The organism is Halobaculum rarum, from assembly GCF_040025155.1.
GTDB lineage: Archaea > Halobacteriota > Halobacteria > Halobacteriales > Haloferacaceae > Halobaculum > Halobaculum rarum.
The window spans coordinates 138,658-155,246 of sequence record NZ_CP157275.1 but is presented as its reverse complement, the minus strand read 5'-3'; the positions used below and the strand labels follow the sequence as shown (position 1 = coordinate 155,246).

The 16,589-nt window shown below is 67.4% G+C and carries 19 protein-coding genes; 15 read left to right on the top strand and 4 right to left on the bottom strand.

The features are described 5' to 3' along the window. The first annotated feature begins 4 nt into the window (after window positions 1-4). The 9 genes from ABJD39_RS00875 to ABJD39_RS00835 all read left to right on the top strand — a co-directional run bounded on the left by ABJD39_RS00875 (window position 5) and on the right by ABJD39_RS00835 (window position 7,038). Window positions 5-541: an Rpp14/Pop5 family protein gene (locus ABJD39_RS00875; protein ID WP_348610884.1), complete on the top strand. Its 537-nt coding sequence runs from the start codon at window positions 5-7 to the stop codon at window positions 539-541. A 12-nt stretch (window positions 542-553) separates the two neighbouring features. Beyond that, window positions 554-1,333 carry an archaeal proteasome endopeptidase complex subunit alpha gene (psmA, locus tag ABJD39_RS00870; RefSeq protein ID WP_348610882.1) on the top strand — a complete coding sequence of 260 codons (780 nt, stop codon included), beginning with the start codon at window positions 554-556 and terminating at the stop codon, window positions 1,331-1,333. A 93-nt stretch (window positions 1,334-1,426) separates the two neighbouring features. After that, on the top strand, window positions 1,427-1,888 hold the full coding sequence (locus tag ABJD39_RS00865; protein ID WP_348610879.1) for a GNAT family N-acetyltransferase: 462 nt from the start codon (window positions 1,427-1,429) through the stop codon (window positions 1,886-1,888). Window positions 1,889-2,129: 241 nt separating this feature from the next. After that, the gene (locus ABJD39_RS00860; RefSeq protein ID WP_348610876.1) at window positions 2,130-3,191 is read left to right on the top strand and encodes a glucose 1-dehydrogenase; all 1,062 of its coding nucleotides are present in this window, start codon (window positions 2,130-2,132) and stop codon (window positions 3,189-3,191) included. Further along, window positions 3,188-3,829 (top strand): transcriptional regulator GfcR, encoded by a 642-nt coding sequence (gfcR, locus tag ABJD39_RS00855; RefSeq protein WP_348610874.1) that lies wholly within the window; start codon window positions 3,188-3,190, stop codon window positions 3,827-3,829. Before ABJD39_RS00860 ends, gfcR begins: the two co-directional genes overlap by 4 nt. 9 nt (window positions 3,830-3,838) lie before the next feature. Beyond that, complete coding sequence (locus tag ABJD39_RS00850) at window positions 3,839-4,678, top strand: hypothetical protein (RefSeq protein WP_348610871.1); 840 nt, start codon at window positions 3,839-3,841, stop codon at window positions 4,676-4,678. 90 nt (window positions 4,679-4,768) lie between these two features. Continuing rightward, a complete protein-coding gene (locus tag ABJD39_RS00845; RefSeq protein ID WP_348610868.1) occupies window positions 4,769-5,116 on the top strand; it encodes a glutaredoxin family protein in 348 nt (115 codons plus the stop codon). Between the two features lie 161 nt (window positions 5,117-5,277). Next, on the top strand, window positions 5,278-5,838 hold the full coding sequence (locus ABJD39_RS00840) for a DUF7110 family protein (RefSeq protein WP_348610864.1): 561 nt from the start codon (window positions 5,278-5,280) through the stop codon (window positions 5,836-5,838). Between the two features lie 216 nt (window positions 5,839-6,054). Then, window positions 6,055-7,038, top strand: coding sequence for a phosphoadenosine phosphosulfate reductase family protein (locus ABJD39_RS00835; protein ID WP_348610861.1), 984 nt, complete (start codon window positions 6,055-6,057; stop codon window positions 7,036-7,038). A gap of 113 nt (window positions 7,039-7,151) precedes the next feature. Here the strand turns inward: ABJD39_RS00835 and ABJD39_RS00830 are convergent, their stop codons facing one another. Then, entirely contained in the window at window positions 7,152-7,904 is a 753-nt protein-coding gene (locus ABJD39_RS00830) for a YqcI/YcgG family protein (RefSeq protein ID WP_348610858.1), read from the bottom strand. A gap of 76 nt (window positions 7,905-7,980) precedes the next feature. Next, window positions 7,981-8,640, bottom strand: a complete 660-nt coding sequence (locus ABJD39_RS00825) for an urea carboxylase-associated family protein (protein WP_348610855.1) — start codon at window positions 8,638-8,640, stop codon at window positions 7,981-7,983. 117 nt (window positions 8,641-8,757) lie between these two features. Here ABJD39_RS00825 and ABJD39_RS00820 point away from each other — a divergent pair, with 117 nt between their 5' ends. Next, window positions 8,758-9,522, top strand: coding sequence for a diphthine--ammonia ligase (locus ABJD39_RS00820; RefSeq protein WP_348610852.1), 765 nt, complete (start codon window positions 8,758-8,760; stop codon window positions 9,520-9,522). A 70-nt stretch (window positions 9,523-9,592) separates the two neighbouring features. On the opposite strand, the gene ABJD39_RS00815 is transcribed toward ABJD39_RS00820, so the two are convergent. After that, a complete protein-coding gene (locus ABJD39_RS00815; protein ID WP_348610849.1) occupies window positions 9,593-10,564 on the bottom strand; it encodes an NDP-sugar synthase in 972 nt (323 codons plus the stop codon). A gap of 130 nt (window positions 10,565-10,694) precedes the next feature. Between ABJD39_RS00815 and ABJD39_RS00810 the strand changes: the two genes are divergently transcribed. Next, the gene (locus tag ABJD39_RS00810; RefSeq protein ID WP_348610847.1) at window positions 10,695-10,982 is read left to right on the top strand and encodes a transcriptional regulator; all 288 of its coding nucleotides are present in this window, start codon (window positions 10,695-10,697) and stop codon (window positions 10,980-10,982) included. Window positions 10,983-11,004: 22 nt separating this feature from the next. Here the strand turns inward: ABJD39_RS00810 and ABJD39_RS00805 are convergent, their stop codons facing one another. Beyond that, window positions 11,005-11,700 (bottom strand): type 1 glutamine amidotransferase domain-containing protein, encoded by a 696-nt coding sequence (locus ABJD39_RS00805; RefSeq protein ID WP_348610845.1) that lies wholly within the window; start codon window positions 11,698-11,700, stop codon window positions 11,005-11,007. Between the two features lie 154 nt (window positions 11,701-11,854). On the opposite strand from ABJD39_RS00805, the gene ABJD39_RS00800 reads away from it, so the two are divergent. The 4 genes from ABJD39_RS00800 to ABJD39_RS00785 all read left to right on the top strand — a co-directional run bounded on the left by ABJD39_RS00800 (window position 11,855) and on the right by ABJD39_RS00785 (window position 16,581). Beyond that, window positions 11,855-12,130, top strand: coding sequence for a hypothetical protein (locus ABJD39_RS00800; RefSeq protein WP_348610842.1), 276 nt, complete (start codon window positions 11,855-11,857; stop codon window positions 12,128-12,130). Between the two features lie 249 nt (window positions 12,131-12,379). Continuing rightward, entirely contained in the window at window positions 12,380-14,446 is a 2,067-nt protein-coding gene (locus tag ABJD39_RS00795) for an ABC transporter substrate-binding protein (protein ID WP_348610839.1), read from the top strand. A gap of 183 nt (window positions 14,447-14,629) precedes the next feature. Further along, on the top strand, window positions 14,630-15,619 hold the full coding sequence (locus ABJD39_RS00790) for an ABC transporter permease (RefSeq protein ID WP_348610836.1): 990 nt from the start codon (window positions 14,630-14,632) through the stop codon (window positions 15,617-15,619). Further along, a complete protein-coding gene (locus tag ABJD39_RS00785; protein WP_348610833.1) occupies window positions 15,619-16,581 on the top strand; it encodes an ABC transporter permease in 963 nt (320 codons plus the stop codon). Before ABJD39_RS00790 ends, ABJD39_RS00785 begins: the two co-directional genes overlap by 1 nt. Window positions 16,582-16,589: the final 8 nt, after the last annotated feature.

Below are 16,589 nucleotides of genomic sequence, written 5' to 3'. Positions count from 1 at the left end.
GTCCGTGAAGCACCTGCCCAAACACCTCCGCCCGCGGTGGCGCTACCTCGTCGTCGGGCTGGAGTCGTGGCCCGACGCCGACCTCTCGCGGGGACCGTTCCAGCGCGAGGTGTGGTACGCCGCCCAGAACCTCCTCGGCGACCCCGGGAGCGCGGACGCCGACCTGACTGTCGTGCGGTTCCGGTTCGAGGCGGGAGCCGGCGCGGCGATCGTTCGCGTTCGCCGCGGGGACCTCGACCGCGGGCGAGCGGCGCTGGCGTGCGTCGACGCCGTCGACGGTCACCCGGTCGGGGTGCGCGTTCGCGGCGTCTCGGGGACGATACGGGCCGGTGAGGAAAGCTATTTAGGCGGCGCGGGCGGATTCGGAGACGAGAGTACGGTCGAGCTCACCGTCGACGGCGCGAGCGGACCCGGTCGCCGTCGCCGCGACGGCGCGGTCGACGTTTCGACGCCGTCGAGGTACGTGGGTACGACCGACGGAGACACTTCCCGCCCGGGGCGGTCCGACCCGGTCGACGACGCGGCCTCGGACGAACACTGACACTGAGACACGATGCAGGGACAAGCCCAACAGCAGGCGTACGACCGGGGGATCACCATCTTCTCCCCGGACGGTCGCCTCTATCAAGTCGAGTACGCGCGAGAGGCAGTCAAACGAGGCACGGCGAGCGTCGGCGTGCGCACGGCGGAGGGCGTCGTGCTCGCCGCGGACAAGCGCTCGCGGTCGGAGCTGATGGAGCCGGAATCCGTCGAGAAGCTCCACAAGATCGACGACCACGTCGGTATCGCCAGCGCCGGCCACGTCGCCGACGCCCGGCAGCTCATCGACTTCGCCCGCCGACAGGCGCAGGTGAATCGGCTGCGCTACGGCGAGGAGATGGGCATCGAGACGCTGACGAAGACCGTCACCGACCACATCCAGCAGTACACGCAGGTCGGGGGTGCGCGCCCGTTCGGCGTCGCGCTCATCGTCGGCGGTATCGAGAACGGCGAGCCCCGCCTGTTCGAGACGGACCCGTCGGGGACGCCCTACGAGTGGAAGGCGCTCTCGATCGGCGCGAACCGCGCCGACGTGCGTGAACACCTCGAGGAGGGGTACAGCGAGGACCTCACGATGGAGGAGGGGATCGAACTCGCACTCGCCGCGCTGGCGGAGTCCGGCGACGACGAGGGGCTCGAACCCGACGGCGTCGGCCTCGGGACGATCCACGTCGACGACCCACAGTACGTCGACCACGACGCCGCCTCGGTCGAGGGCTATCTCGATGAGTTCGGCTACCTCGCCGACGAGGAGGCGGCCTCGGACGAGGACGACGACGCGACCGAGGAGTAACGGGCTCCACGCGCCGACCGCGAGTCGCCCGGGTCGACACGTCACTCCGGGCGCCGGCGGACCGCTTTTCACCGCCACCCTCGACTCGCGGGTATGCGCGACGACGACCGGTACGAGCTCCGGGACGGCGCACCCACGGTCGACGAGTTTCAGCGACTGCGCACGGTCGCCGGTATGAGCGAGCGGCCACGAACGGGCGTCGAGCGGGGGCTCCCGAACAGTCGCTACGCCGTCCGGATCGTCGACACTGCGGCCGATCCGGCCGCGGTTCCGGTTGACGACGCGAGCGTCGATGACGGCGAGGTCGTCGGGATGGCCCGCGTCGTCGGCGATGGAGGATCGGTGTATCACGTCTGTGATATGGCGGTCCATCCGGATCACCAGCGACGCGGGCTGGGAAGCGACCTGCTTCGCGCCGTCGACCGGTTCATAGACGAGGACGCGCCACCCGGTTCCTACGTGAACCTCATGGCGGACGTGGACGGCTTCTACGAGCGCGCCGGCTACGCGGAGACGCGGCCGGCGTCGAAGGGAATGTACCGCCGGGTGGAGTGACGGCTCGGAGGACCGGGTCTCGGACACTCGGTCCGCGACGCCGCGCTGGAGGCACGGCGTCGGTGCGGAGGGGTACGTGCACGGAACGCGACGGCACCCCCAGGCGTGGTGACAGTACTGTGGTGACGGACGATGGAGCGCTGTATGCTGGCCGGTGAGGCTCCGTGGGTCGCCGTCGTGGACACAACTATTTACTCATTATAGAATAAGCCTTTTGCCCGCTCGCGTGGTACGCCCGGTCATGAAAGCTATCGCCGTTCGCCGCGGGGAGGAAACCCTGTCGGTACTCGAGAAACCGAGACCGGACCCGGCTGAGGGGGAGGCGCTCGTCCGGACGCTGCGCGTCGGGGTCGACGGGACCGACCACGAGGTTATCTCGGGGAGCCACGGCGGCTCCCCCGAGGGCGAGGACCACATCGTTCTGGGCCACGAGGCGGTCGGCGTCGTCGTCGACCCGAACGGAACAGGGGTGTCCGAGGGTGACGTGGTCGTACCGACCGTTCGCCGGCGGCCGAACGGGTCGAACGACTACTTCGCACGCGGGGAGCCGGATATGGCGCCGGCTGGGCAGTACCACGAGCGCGGTATCGACGGCGCGCACGGGTTCATGTCCGAGTACTTCACCAGTCCCGCCGAGCACCTCGTGCACTGTCCGCCCGAGCTCGCGGAGCTCGGCTTCCTCGTGGAGCCCGCGTCGATCACCGAAAAGGCGATCGAACACGCCCGTGCCAGTCGGTCGGCGTTCGAGTGGTCGCCGGAGTCCGCGTTCGTGCTCGGCAACGGCAGCCTCGGGCTGCTCACGGTCGCGATGCTGCAGGAGTCGTTCGACCGCCTCTACTGCCTGGGTCGACGCGACCGCCCGGATCCGACGATCGACATCATCGACGAGCTGGGCGCGACGTACGTCGACTCCCGGGAGACACCCGTCGACGAGGTGCCCGAAGCGTACGAGCCGATGGACTTCGTGTACGAGGCGACCGGCTACGCGAAACACGCCTTCGAGACGATCGAGGCGCTGGCGCCCAACGGCGTCGGCGCGCTGCTGGGCGTGCCCGGCGACTGGCAGTTCGAGGTCGACGGCGGCACGCTCCACCGCGAACTCGTCCTCCACAACAAGGCGCTCGTGGGCTCGGTGAACTCGAACGTCCGCCACTTCGAGCGCGGCGTCGAATCGGTCGCCGCGCTGCCCGAGTGGTTCACGGAGGACCTGGTGACCGGAGTGTACGGACTCGACGAGTTCGAGCGAGCGTTCGACGACGACGACACCACTATCAAGACGGCCGTGGAATTCGGGTCACGATGAAGAACGTCGACGACCTCATCGACGAGGCGGCGGAGCTGGCCGAGCGCGGACTCTCGAAGGGCGAGATCGCCGACGAGCTGAACGTCTCCCGCGAGACGGCCTCCTGGCTCGTGGACCGGTCGGGCGCCACGCCCGCTGACGCGGGCGGAGACGCCGACGCCACCGGACCGTCCGGCCCGCAGGACATCCACGTCGACTGGTCTGCGGTCGGGCGCGACTCCACGCGGCTCACCCACGTCGGCCGCGCGATGGCGGACCTGCTCAAGGAGGGCGAGGAGGTCGACCTCACCGTCGGTATCGAGAAGGCGGGGACGCCGCTGGCGACGACGATCGCACGGGAACTCGACACGGACCTGGCGGCGTACGCGCCGGCGAAACACCAGTGGGACGAGGGCGACATCGACGACGTGGGCGGCGGCTTCTCGCGCAACTTCGCGACGATCCGCGGGCGAGAGTGTTACGTCGTCGACGACACCGTCACCTCCGGGACGACGCTCACGGAGACTGTCGAGGCCGTGCAGGCCGAGGGCGGCCAGCCCAAGGCCTGCGTCGTCATCGTCGACAAGCAGGGGCTCGACGAGGTCAACGGGGTTCCGGTCCACTCGCTGATCAACGTCGTCGGCGTCGGCCGCGAGTAACCCGAGTCGGTGCCCTCCACCCCCGGTTCGGAGGACGACCAGATCGTCACGTGGGATCTCTCGGCGCGCGAGGACCGCGGTACCGGTGGACTTGTGCTTGCTGCGATCGGGCTGATCGCGGGCGTCCTCGTCGGTCCACTGCTCGGGAGCGTCGTGATCGTCGCCGGCGCGGCGATCGGCGGCGACATCGTTCCACTCGTCGCCGCCGCGGCGCTGGTCATCGTCGCGATCGCCGTGAATCGCGCGGTGTTCGCCGCGATACGTGCGCTCCCCGACGCCGGGTTCGGCTCCCGATTCGGACGCGGCGGCGTCGCCGTCGCGCTGATCGGGGGCGGACTCCTCCACGTCGCGGGGGTTCTCGTTCTCGACGGGGTGTGGTTCTCGGGTGTGCTGGTCGCCGCCGGGCTCGCGTTGCTCGTCGTCGCGGCTGTCGTCTCCGGGAGGGGCACGGTCGACACCAGTACGGGGACGGTCGAGTACGTCGACAGCGAACTCCCAGTGGAGTCGATCAAGTCGATCCGCCCGGTCGAGATCGGCGACCGCGTGGTCGTGTTCGTCCGGTACTACGCCGGACATGCGGGGGCTCATCGGTTGCCGACGTTCTCGCGGGACGCGTTCGCCGTCGCCGAACCAGTGATTGCGCCGTGCACTCGGTCCTCCGGTGGGGAACGTGACGGTGCGCCGACAGCGGTCAAGGCGACGGCCGCGGTGATGGGTGCCGGATCGCTCGTGCTCGCCGGGGGCGTCTACGTGATCGCGCCGCCGGATGTCCGGCCGCTCGTCGTGATCCTCGTGCTCATGACCCTCCCCGTCACCGTGGTGTTCGGGTGGTACGCGTACGCCGGGTAGAAGCCGATCGGTCCGCCCGATCCGCTCGACCGGTCCGCCCAACCCGCTCCCGTCACAACGTCTATCAACCGGAGTCGCCTAGGCTCTCGTATGGCATTCCAACCCGAAAGCGAGCTGACGGCCGAGGAGGCGGCAGAGCGCGTCGAGGAGGTGCTCTCGGAGAACGAGGTGGTGCTGTTCATGAAGGGGAACCGACTCATGCCCCAGTGCGGCTACTCGAAGCGTGCGCTCGGGCTCATCTCCCAGCACGTCGAGGAGTTCGAGACGGTCGACGTGCTCCCGGCCCTGCCGGAGTACCGAGCGGCGCTGGAGGAGGTGGGCGGGTGGGAGACGATCCCGCAGACGTACGTGGACGGCGAGTTCGTCGGCGGCAGCGACATCCTCGCCGAATTGGACGAGCGTGGTGAACTGGCCGAAACTCTCGGAGTCGACGCGTAGACGCGGTGAACCGGCGAGTGGCTGGGAGAACCGGGATGGCGGCGGCCGGGGACAGGTGTTTTACGCCTCGGGTGCGTAGATACCGGCGAGTAGGGTCGTACGGACGGCGACCGCGGGACGCCGCGGCGCTTCCTCGTCGCAACCCACCCCCATCCCCACACATGTCAGGCCGCGTATACCGACTTCACTCGACGCTCGAACTGCCACTGGAAGACCTGCAGGACCACTTCGCGTCCGACCCGGAACTCCCGGAGGGCGTCGAGGACGTCGACATCACACGCCGGAACAACACGCTGATCCTGAAGGCGGTATCGAACGACGAATCGATCGGGAAGTACACCCCGACCGCGCAGCTGAAAGCGAGCGTCTCCGAGACGCGTGTGTACGAGGAGGAGCCGCCGCGCACCGGCGGCGGCTGGATGCAAGAGGAGGAAGAAGAGATCCCCTCCGAACTCGTCGAGTTCGCCTGTTTCAAGGGCGACCGCGAGACGGTGTTGCAGAACACCGCGCTCCAGTACCCGATGTTCCTCGTGCTCCGTGAGATCGCGCTGCTGTCGGAGAAGGGAACGCTCACGGCCATCACCGAGGTCGACAGCGAACTCCGCGCGCACCGCATCGTCGAGGGCGAGGAGCGCCCCGCCAGCGTCGAGGTCGTCGAAACCCCGAACCGCGACGCCGAGAAGGGCGGCGTCGAGTGGCGGGACAATAAGTTCATTAGCTGATCCGAGCGCGGACCGCCGGTCCGGTCGCCGGCGCGATCGTCGACCCACCACGGGACCGGCGTCGCGGCCGCCGACACGCGTCGACAGACTCGTCGTGTGTCTCCGGAAAACGATTCGTGCATCAGGATAGCCGTCCGATAACGCCGACCCGACGGTTCCGACCGACGGTTACGGTCACAAGAACTTTAGTCGTCTAATTATATTTCATTACCAGGCATGGCCAACTCACAGCAGCAGTTCCCGGACTATCTGGACGTGGACTACACGGACGGCGAGGGCGAGGAGCCCGGCGACTATCCGAGCATCGAGCACAAGCTCGAGAAGGCCCTGGAGGTCGTCGAGACGGGCCTGCGCGAGTACGAGAACCCCGCGGTGATGTGGACCGGCGGGAAGGACTCGACGCTCACGCTGTACTTCGTGAAGGAGGTCGTCGAGAAACACGACGAGCTGGAACTGCCGGTGACGGTGTTCATCGACCACTACCAGCACTTCGACGAGCTGATGGACTTCGTCCGCCACTGGGCCGACGAGTGGGACCTGGAGGTCGTCTGGGCCCGCAACACGGACGTGGGCGACTACGTCGAGGAGAACGACCTGGAGCCGGGCGACGACATCCCCGTCGACGCGCTCTCCGAGCACAACCAGCACCACATCCGCAACATCCTCGAGTACGAGGAGGAGACGTTCCCGTTCCTGCTCGACACGTACGTCGGCAACCACCTGCTGAAGACGGTCGCGCTCAACGACACGCTGGAGTCCGAGGAGATCGACGGCATCATCTCGGGCATCCGCTGGGACGAGCAGGAGGCACGCGCCGACGAGACGTTCTTCTCGCCGCGCCACGACCCGGACATCTACCCGCCCCACGACCGCATCCAGCCGATCCTGCAGTTCAAGGAGGCGGACGTGTGGGACGCCTTCTGGTACTTCGTGGTTCCCGAGACCGTCGAGGGCTACCCCGAGGACGGCTACGTCCCGCAGGGATTCGACGACCTGCCGGAGGGAATCGAGATCGAGGACATCCCGGTCTCGCCGAAGTACTTCGCGGGCTTCCGCTCGCTGGGCTCGGAGATCTCGACGGACAAGTCCGCCGAGGAGCCCGCCTGGCTGCAGGACATGGAGAACACGACCGAGCGCGCCGGCCGCGCCCAGGACAAGGAGGACCTGATGGAGCGCCTGCGCGACCTCGGCTACATGTGACGACGGTACGCTAGCCCGCACCGACCGCGTCGTCACGCCGCCCGAACACCCGTTTTTTTCGTCCCTCGCCCAGGACACCGTCGACTCACCCCACTGGCGGCGCCGCCGGCCGGTCAGGGGTCCGTTGTCCACCCGTCGACGGGGAACTCGTCCGGGTGGGGCTCGTCGCCGTCCGGGAGGACGTACTGCTTCCACTCGCGGCTGTCCTCGTCGGCGTAGTCGCCGACCTCGGGGCTGACCGGCACGTCGTCGTACGCCGAGAGCCGCTCGCGTATCCGCTCGCGCGCCGCCCTCCCGGCCGGGGTGTCGCCGCCGAAGTCGTCGAACACCCACCGCGGCTGGACGGTCAGCTCGATGCCGTGGGGGGTGTACCTGCTGTGTCGCCGCTCGTACGCGGGCGCGCGAGCGACGAGGAACATCGGCTCGCCGGCGAAGCAGAACTCCCACTCCGGATCTGCGGGGTCCGCGGGGACGTCCTGGGGCCACGGTTCGGGGTCGTGCTGGCGGAGATAGCGGAGCAGCCCCCACACGTCCGCGCGGACCTCCGGGACCGTCGCGTCGGCCCCGTCGGACGGCTCGAAGAACACCGCCAGCGCGGTGAGATCCGCGATGTCGGGGGCCGCCGCGAGGTAGTCGGCGAGCCCGTCCGCGACGGCCGCCCCGCCGGCCTCGGTCTCGACCGGCGGGGCGAACAGGTAGCGGAGGTCGCCCGCCTCGTGGGCGTCGACAGCGAAGTAACAGGGATATGGGGACTCTTCGTCCGTCATCGTCCGGTCGAACGAGCGATAGCGGCGCGCCTCCCAGTCGGGGAGGGAGCCGTCCTCGATCGCCGCCTCGATGTCGGCCCTCGTCCGGATGGTACTCATCTGATCGATCGGTGCGGTCCGAGGCTAAATAGCCCCGCGCGGGTTCCCACGATGGCGTGTTCGGGGGCGGACGTGGCTACCGCGGGCTCCCGTCTCCGTCGCCCGGGGGGTCGTCGTGGACGGACGCGATCGCGACGTCCGTCCCCGGCGGCACGCGGAGGTCGATCGGGGTGAGCGTCGTCCCGCTCGCGACCCCCTTCGCCGAGCAGGCTGAGACGGCGACGACGGCGTCGCGGTCCGCCCGGAACGTCACCGCGTCGCCGGCCGCAGCGACGCTCTCGGCGACGTCGAACGCGCCGTCCTCAGCGACGGTCGACGCCTGGAACAGGTTCAGCGTGTCGGGGACGCGGACGTCGAGCCCGTAGGCGGACAGCGCCAGCGAGAGGTTCTCGCGGCAGCCGCCCGGCTCGTCCTGCCGGCCGTCGGCGGTCGGACGGTCCGTGAGCATCCACCCCGTGCAGGGACCGAACATGATGTCGTGGACGCCGCAGTCGTCCGCCGTGATCGTCGCCAGGGGGTCGCCGTCCGTCGCGACGAGGACGTCGCCGGTCGTCGGCCGAACCGTCCCGTTCAGGTCTCGCGTGTACGACTGCTCGAAGTGGACCGCGGGGTCCTCGCGGTCGTACGCGACCAGGTCGGCCACCTGCCGCGGCTCGGGGGTGACGACCGCGAACGTCGCGCCGGCGTCGACCTCGAACGCCGCTCCGCTCATCGGCGGGACGCGGTGTCGGTCCATGACGGCGGAATACGCGCCGCCGGGGGAAAACCGGCCCGGCCGACCGAACCATCCCAGCCGACTGAACCACCCCGGACGAACCGTCACGGTAACACCGGGCCGGCGCCTACGGCGGGTATGAGCGACGACGCTGACGGCGACGCAGGCACGGCCGCCCCGGACACCCCGGACACCGGCGCCTACGTCGGGCTGTTCTCCGGCGGAAAGGACTCATCGTGGGCGGTGTACCGGGCGCTGGAGCGCGGATTCCCGGTCGAGCGTCTCCTAACCGTACATCCCGCGGGCGACTCGTACATGTACCACGTCCCCGAGACCCGGCTGGCCGCGCTGGCTGCCGAGAGCATCGGGGTCCCGCTCATCGAGGTGGAACCCGAGGACTTCGGCGCCGACGAGACGACCGATTCTGGCGCCCAGGGCGACAGCGAGCTGGAGCCGATGGAGGCGGCGCTGACCGACCTCGCGAACGAGCTGCCGCTCGCGGGCGTCACCGCTGGCGCCGTCGAGTCGGAGTTCCAGACGAGCCGGATCGAGGCGATGTGCGGCCGTCTGGGGATCGATCTGTTCGCGCCGCTGTGGCAGCGCGATCCGCGGACGCTCGCCGAGGAGATGCTCGATGCGGGGTTCGAGATCCGGATCATCCAGGTCGCGGCCGCGGGGCTCGACGAGTCGTGGCTCGGTCGCACCATCGATCGCGAGGCGCTCGCGGAGCTGGAGCGGCTCAACGACGAGTACGGCGTGCACCTGCTCGGCGAGGGCGGCGAGTTCGAGACGTTCGTCACCGACGGGCCGCACATGGACCGGCGGATCGAACTGGAGTACGACACGGAATGGGACGGCACACGTGGGCGGATCCGGGTGACGGACGCCCGGCTCGTGGAGTAACGCCGCCGCGAGACGAGAGAAGCGAGCCGAGGGACTCACGACGGGCCGATATTACCCGTCCCGCGTCGGGTCAGTCCTCCTCGTTCGTCAGCCGCGAGTGGGCGCCGATGAGCGCCCCCGAGAGGTCGAGGCCGTCGATGACGGTCTCCTCGTCGATGATACTGCGGCGCACGTCGGCGTCGCGGACGATCGCGTTTTCGAAGACGACCGACGACTCCAGCGAGGAGTCGACGATCTCCGCGCCCGCGAGGACGTACACGTTCTCGCCGATCTCGGAGTTCTCGACGGTCGCGTCCGGATGGACGACCGACTCGCCGTCGAGGTACCACGAGACGGCGTCGAGGTAGCTCTCTGGGGTGCCGATATCGAACCACGCCTCCTCGAAGGTGAACGCGTGGACGGGCTGGCGCGACTGGAGCCACTGGATGAACCAGCCGGGCTCGTCAGGGTTGTTGCCGTCCGAGAGGTACTCCTCGAAGTCCGGGAGCGTCTCCTGGGGGAACGCGTAGCAGGCGATAGACACGAGCGTGCTCTTGGGGTCCTCGGGTTTCTCCTGGAAGTCGATAACGCGGTCACCGTCGAGTTGGACCAGCCCGTAGCTCTTGGCGCGCTCGCGAGAGCCCACATCGTAGGCCGCCAGCGCCGGCGTTCCCTTCTCGGCGAAGAAGTCGACGAACTCGGAGACGTCGAAGGAGATGAGGTTGTCGCCGGCGACGACGACGAGGTCGTCGTCCACGTTCTCGCGGTCGATCAGCTGCGCCAGCGCGCCGACCACGCCGAACTTCTCGGATTCGGCGCTGGTGTCCTCGACGGAGACGGTCGGCTTCTCGAAGTCGGTGCCCGCGAGATACGTCTCGAACTCCCCGGCGAAGCGCTCGTTCGTGGAGACGAACACCTCGTCGACCCGGTCGTCGGCCTCGAGATCGCCGAATATCTCGTCGATGACGGTGCCGTCACCGACCGGAAGCAGCATCTTCGGCCGATGACGCGTGATCGGCCAGAGCCTCGTCGCGTATCCGCCTGCGAGCACAACTGCCTTCATGCGACCACGGTTACGCCGGACCGACAAGGGCTTTTCCTCTCTCGTCCCACTGGTTCGACAGGTTCTCGACGGGGGCGGGCCGGACGCGGTCGCCCGAAACCGATTCCTGCGCCGGCGACCTACGGCCGATATGCCCGAGCGGACGACCCGAGAGCGGATCGCCGAGACGTTACGCGAGCGGGCGTGTTCCGGCAGCGCGCTCGCCGCCGAATTCGACGTGCCTCGCTCCGTCGTGTACGACCATTTGAACCACGTCGCGCAGTCGCTGCCCGACGGCGAGCAGTTCCTGGTCGCGCCGCCGACGTGTCGCGACTGTGGCTTTGACGACTTCGACGAGCCGGTGAACGTCCCCTCGCGGTGTCCCTCGTGCAAGGGAGAAAGCGTCGAGGAGCCACAGTTCGTGATCGAGTCCGCCTGACGACGAGCGGAAGCAGCGACTGCTATGCGGTCGCCTCGACGTCCAGTTCCGCGAGAAGTGTCTCCGCCGCCTCGCTCGACGATCCGGGCCCGCGGGCGGTGATCAGGTCGCCGTCGACGGTGACGGACGTGTCGTCGTCGAGTTCGGCGTCGAAGTTCCCACCGGCCGCGATGACCTCGTCCTCGACCCAGTAGGGAAGCTTGCGTCCCTCGATGCGGTCGTACTCGTCGACGATCCCCTCCTCCCACTCGTTCGGGAAGCCGGTCACGTCGCGGCCGTCGACGAGGAATTCCCCGTCCGAGGTTCGGGTGAACCCGAGGATCCCGACGGCGTGACAGACGACCAGCGCGACACCGTCGTCGCCGGCGACCGTCTCCCGGAGCGCGGTCCGGGCGTGGCGGTCCTGGTTCACGTCCCAGACGGTGCCGTGACCGCCGGGGAACACGACGGCGTCGTAGTCGGCTGCCTCGACGGCGGCCACCGGCTCGGGGTCGCGGAGTCGGTCGTCGGTTTCGTGAACCTCACGGTAGCGCTCGACCGTCTCCTCGCCCACGTCCTCGGGATCGAGCGAACGCTCGTCCACGACCGGCGGCGATCCGGAGGGCGTCGCCACGGTCACGTCGACGCCGGCGGCGTCGAGCGTCGTGAGCGGTTCGATACACTCCTCGGCCCAGTACCCTTCCTCGCTGACGACGAACAGCGCCGTGGTGTCGCTCATGCGCTCAAACGGTGGGCCCGGGCGCCGGAAAACGTGTCGTCGGCGGAACCGGCGTCGGTGAACGAGCCGGCCTCCCGCGGCACCCCGACCTCCCGCGGCGGTCCGACCGGCCGCTCCCGGGTCGCTTATCCCGGTCCCCCGACAACAGGACTCAATGGCAGTGGGTACCCGGACGGTGCTGGCCCTCCTCGGCGGCGTCGTGCTGACAGTGGGGGTGTACCTCCACGCGACTGAGCGAGAAAGCGCCGGCTACGCGGTGATGGCGCTGGGATTCGCGACCGCTGCCGCGTGGGCGCTCCTCGGCATGGAACTGGCGAGCATGGGGCGAGCCTCGACGCCCGAGACGACCTACCTCTCGGGCGCGATGGCCGCGGTCACCCTCGCGATGTACTTCGGGATGCGCGCGCGAGCCCTCATGCGCGGCGAGTGAGGGTCTCACTCGACCCGATGCCTGACGAGCGTGTCGCTGAAACTATAATAAATCCTTCTTTCGTTTCCGGCTGTTTTCGCGAGGTCCCGAACGTCGAACGATCCGGGAAACTAGTCGACGTTCGTAAACCATACGCCACAAACATGTGAGAACAGCAAGGTAAGTAGCTGAAATACTTATTTCAGTGATCTGTTCCGATATGCGAGGATCCCACATGCTTAAGTTCGGTATTCTATAACGAACGTTCGTATGTCAGACAACCAGTCCGGATCCACCCGGCGTCGATTCCTCCAAGGAACAGGCGTCGCGGCGGTCTCGGCTAGTCTCGCCGGTTGCTCAGGCAACGGCGGCGACGACACCGAAACCTCCGGCGACGATTCGACTCCGACGCCGGATCAGACGCCGACCGAGAACCAGCAGAGCGCGGACGACATCCCGACCGGCGGGATCTTCAGCTTCGGAATGGGGACCTCGCCCAACACCCTCAACGTGCTGGCGAGTTCCTCCGCGTACGTCGGCGTCATCACCGACCGGATCTACGAGTCCGGCGCGGCGATCGACCCGGTCAACTTCGAGATGCACCCCAACGTCTTCACCGACTGGGACTACGAGGTGCTCGACGAGACCGGCGATACCGACCAGCCGAACGTCGAGGTGTACTTCGACGTCCGCACGGACGGGCTCACCTGGAACGACGGGGAGGAGTTCACCGTCGACGACGTGATCTTCTCGTACAACTACCTGATGGATCAGAACCCCGGCGGCTACGCCGCGTCCCTCAACCCCATCGTCAGCGTCGAGGAGCACGACGGCGACTGGGACTGCGTGATGACGCTGAACCAGCCGAACGGGACGTTCGCGTACGACCAGCTCGGTCTCCCGATCCTCCCCCAGCACCGCTGGGAGGACGTCGACGACTACAACACTTACGAACCGGCCGACACCGACTTCGGTCCCGTGGGACTCGGTGCGGCCGTCGTCACCCAGTACGACCCCGACACGTCCGTCGAGATCTCTTTCGCCGAGCGCGAGGGCGAATACAACCTCGCGGATCTGAGTTGGCGCGAGGAGGTCCCCGGCGTCATCCCGGGCGGTCCCTTCATCGACGCCATGCGGATCCGCGTGTACTCCTCGCAGTCGGCGCTCCACCAGGCGTTGTTCGAGGGCGACATCGACTCGTTGTACGAGGCGGTCCGCACCTCGCGGATCCAGGACGCACAGGACAACGAGAACATCAACCTGCTCGACGGCTTCGACACCGGCTACGGCCACTACTCGTTCAACCTCCGCAACACGCCGCTCGACGACCTGCCGTTCCGGCAGGTGCTCGGGTTCGCGTTCGACGACGTCCTGTGGACCCAGCAGCTCCAGCGCGGCTACGCCCAGGAGGGCGACTTCGTGATGCCGCCCGGCTACACGGCTGTCCGCCCGGAGACCGGGTCGGACCAGGAACTGCTCGATGGACCGTCGACGCAGGCGTTCTCGTTCCGCCAGTCGAGCCCGAGTGTCCCGGACGTGGAGAACATCCGCGCGTTCCTCACTGAGGGCCAGATGATCACGGGCGAGGAGGGAACGTTCGTCGGGCAGGAGTACCCCGGCAGCCTCACCGGCGTCACCGCGGCCCAGACGGAGGCCAAGCACGACTACAGCTGGGGCCCCGTCGAGTCCGAGGTACTCGCCAACTCCGACCAGGAACCCGACCAGGAGATCCGCGTCAACGGCGAGACGATCACCTCGATCAACGACGGCCCGCTCACGATGCTGATGTCTCCGGCACAGGAGGCACCCCAGTCGGCCCAGATGATCCAGGACTGGATCTCCTCGCTCCAGCAGATCGGGATCCCGATCGACCGGGAGGTCGTCTCGTTCAACACCCGCGTCACGCGGGCGTACGGCGAGGAGAGCTACGACGCGTTCAGCATGGGCTGGGTGAACCTCTCGCCGTTCGCGACGAACACGCTGTACAGCCTGTTCCACTCCGACAACGCCGACGACCACTCGGTCGCGGAGACGGAGGGCGACGACGAGAACACCTCGACGCTGCTCAACAACGCGATGGGGTACGGAGTGTTCGACGACGCCGGCGCAGACGACCTCATCGACGAGGCGCGCACCACCCTCGACGCAGAAGAGCGCAATCAGATCTCCCGCCAGGCAGTCGAGCGTATCTACCTCGACTTCCCGACGATGATCGTTGACTACGGCGTGCCGAAGTGGCCGATCTCGACCGAGTGGTCGGGTGCGCTCGAGAACATTCCGGGTCCGGGCTCGACGTACCTCGGAACGCAGATCATGCAGATCCACCAGAGCGAGTAACGCACTCGAAACACGACTGTCGCGTCCGACTGACGCGCGACGTCGGGCACCCCTCATCGCCCGCTTGCGATCGGGTCGGGTCGGGGTCCCTGACGGCGTCGCCCGTCGGGTATCGGACGATTCAACAGGTTCAAACGGCCGCCTTCGTGACAACGTAGTACGCGCAACGGTCCCACAAAACGCATGACCAGAATCAGTGGAAAATACCTCGCAAAGCGGATCGTCGTTTCGTACCTGACGCTCCTCGTGATCATGTCGCTGCTGTTCGTCCTCCTGCGGAGCATGCCGGGCTCGTTTATCACGAGCATGATAAGCTCCGGGATGACCTCAGAACAGATCGAACGGATCCGGGAGACGTGGGGACTGAACGAACCGCTGTGGAGACAGTATCTCGACTTCATGATCAACTACCAGACCGGCAACTTCGGCCGGTCGCCGACGTACAACGCCCCCGTCGCGGACCTGATGATCCGGCGGATGCCGCGTACGATGGTGCTGTTCGGCTCGACGTTCCTGATCGGCTTCATCATCGGCCCGCTGGTCGGGATGTACCTCGGGTGGTGGCGCGGGTCGAAGAAGGACAAGTCCATCTTCAGCACCTCGCTGCTGCTGTACTCGATGCCCAGCTTCTGGATCTCGTGGCTGTTCATCTGGGTGTTTAACTACGAGCTCGGGTGGTTGCCGAGCGCGTACATGTTCACCCAGTTCCCCGAGTTCCAGTGGACCGCCTTCACCGTGATGCGCGACGTGCTGTATCACATCGCGCTGCCGATCATGAGCCTCACGTTCATCGGCTGGGTGGGGTCCATGCTCATCATGCGCCCGACGATGAACCAAGTCACCGACGAGGGCTACGTGTTCCTCGCGCGTGCGAAGGGCCTCTCGGAGCGGACAGTGATGATCAAACACGCCGCACGCAACGCGCTCATCCCGGTCGCGACCGGCGCGGTCGTCGGACTGGCGTTCCTCATCGACGGCTCGATCATCATCGAGAACGTGTTCAACTGGCCGGGCATGGGGCAGATCATCGTCACGTCGGTGCTCAACCGCGACTTCCCGGTCGCGCAGGCCACGTTCTTCCTGTTGGCCGTACTGGTCGTCATCATGCGGCTGCTCACCGACGTGGTGTACACGTACCTCGACCCCCGGATCAAGTTCGGGGAGGGTGAATAATGGCAACCGGACAAGGAGACACCGACACCGACGGCGAATCGTACACGCGGCGCTGGGAGCCGCGACTCGAGCGACTCAAGCGGGGGTGGAGCAGATACACCGAGCACAACATCGGGGTCCTCGGGCTCGTCATCCTCGCGGTGTTCAGCCTATGGGCGGTGATTCCGGGCGTCTTCGCGCCGCATTCGCCCGATTGGATCGCGTTCCTCGGCGAACCGCCCATCCAAAGCCGCCTCACGGCCGAGCAGGTCCGTTCGCTCCCGCATCCGCCGGCGTTCGGCGATCCGTTCTTCGCCCCGCTGGGGACGAACGCGAACGGGAACGGCATCCTCTCGCTGGTGATCTACTCGGCGAGCAACGCCATGTACATCGGGCTGGCCGCCGGCCTGCTATCCAGCCTCGTCGGCGTACCGCTGGGGCTGATCTCCGGGTTCTACGGCGACACGTGGATCGACGAGGCGATCCAGCGGTTCGTCGACGTCATGTACGGCCTGCCGTTCCTGCCGTTCCTCATCGTGCTCGTCGCCATCCGGGGGATCACGACGACGAACATCATCATCGGCATCGCGGTCACCTCCTGGCTCAACAACTGCATCACGATCCGCGGGGAGACGCTCTCGCTGAAGGAGCGGTCGTACGTCGAGTCCGCGAAGGTCGCCGGAGCCTCGGACACGCGGATCATCTTCCGACACATCATGCCGAACGTCCTCCCCATCTCGTTCGTGTTCCTCGCGCAGGACGCCGCTGGCGCGGTCATCGCGCAGGCGTCCTTGGCATACCTCGGACTGGCGGACTTCACCGCCAACTCCTGGGGGATCATGCTCGAGAACATCAAATCGCAGGGGTACATCTTCGACGCCTGGTGGTGGCTGCTGCCGCCGGGTATCGCGCTGATGTTGATGGCCGCATCGTTCTACTTCATCGGCTTCTCGATGGAGGACGTGACCAACCCGCAGCGGTGATCTGATAT

What these genes read in the sequence shown, in the direction of transcription:
- psmA (WP_348610882.1), top strand. Translation starts at nt 554, where the DNA reads ATGCAGGGACAAGCCCAACAGCAGGCGTACGACCGGGGGATCACCATC.
- ABJD39_RS00865 (WP_348610879.1), top strand. Translation starts at nt 1,427, where the DNA reads ATGCGCGACGACGACCGGTACGAGCTCCGGGACGGCGCACCCACGGTC.
- ABJD39_RS00860 (WP_348610876.1), top strand. Translation starts at nt 2,130, where the DNA reads ATGAAAGCTATCGCCGTTCGCCGCGGGGAGGAAACCCTGTCGGTACTC.
- gfcR (WP_348610874.1), top strand. Translation starts at nt 3,188, where the DNA reads ATGAAGAACGTCGACGACCTCATCGACGAGGCGGCGGAGCTGGCCGAG.
- ABJD39_RS00845 (WP_348610868.1), top strand. Translation starts at nt 4,769, where the DNA reads ATGGCATTCCAACCCGAAAGCGAGCTGACGGCCGAGGAGGCGGCAGAG.
- ABJD39_RS00840 (WP_348610864.1), top strand. Translation starts at nt 5,278, where the DNA reads ATGTCAGGCCGCGTATACCGACTTCACTCGACGCTCGAACTGCCACTG.
- ABJD39_RS00835 (WP_348610861.1), top strand. Translation starts at nt 6,055, where the DNA reads ATGGCCAACTCACAGCAGCAGTTCCCGGACTATCTGGACGTGGACTAC.
- ABJD39_RS00830 (WP_348610858.1), bottom strand. Translation starts at nt 7,904, where the DNA reads ATGAGTACCATCCGGACGAGGGCCGACATCGAGGCGGCGATCGAGGAC.
- ABJD39_RS00825 (WP_348610855.1), bottom strand. Translation starts at nt 8,640, where the DNA reads ATGGACCGACACCGCGTCCCGCCGATGAGCGGAGCGGCGTTCGAGGTC.
- ABJD39_RS00820 (WP_348610852.1), top strand. Translation starts at nt 8,758, where the DNA reads ATGAGCGACGACGCTGACGGCGACGCAGGCACGGCCGCCCCGGACACC.
- ABJD39_RS00815 (WP_348610849.1), bottom strand. Translation starts at nt 10,564, where the DNA reads ATGAAGGCAGTTGTGCTCGCAGGCGGATACGCGACGAGGCTCTGGCCG.
- ABJD39_RS00810 (WP_348610847.1), top strand. Translation starts at nt 10,695, where the DNA reads ATGCCCGAGCGGACGACCCGAGAGCGGATCGCCGAGACGTTACGCGAG.
- ABJD39_RS00805 (WP_348610845.1), bottom strand. Translation starts at nt 11,700, where the DNA reads ATGAGCGACACCACGGCGCTGTTCGTCGTCAGCGAGGAAGGGTACTGG.
- ABJD39_RS00800 (WP_348610842.1), top strand. Translation starts at nt 11,855, where the DNA reads ATGGCAGTGGGTACCCGGACGGTGCTGGCCCTCCTCGGCGGCGTCGTG.
- ABJD39_RS00795 (WP_348610839.1), top strand. Translation starts at nt 12,380, where the DNA reads ATGTCAGACAACCAGTCCGGATCCACCCGGCGTCGATTCCTCCAAGGA.
- ABJD39_RS00790 (WP_348610836.1), top strand. Translation starts at nt 14,630, where the DNA reads ATGACCAGAATCAGTGGAAAATACCTCGCAAAGCGGATCGTCGTTTCG.
- ABJD39_RS00785 (WP_348610833.1), top strand. Translation starts at nt 15,619, where the DNA reads ATGGCAACCGGACAAGGAGACACCGACACCGACGGCGAATCGTACACG.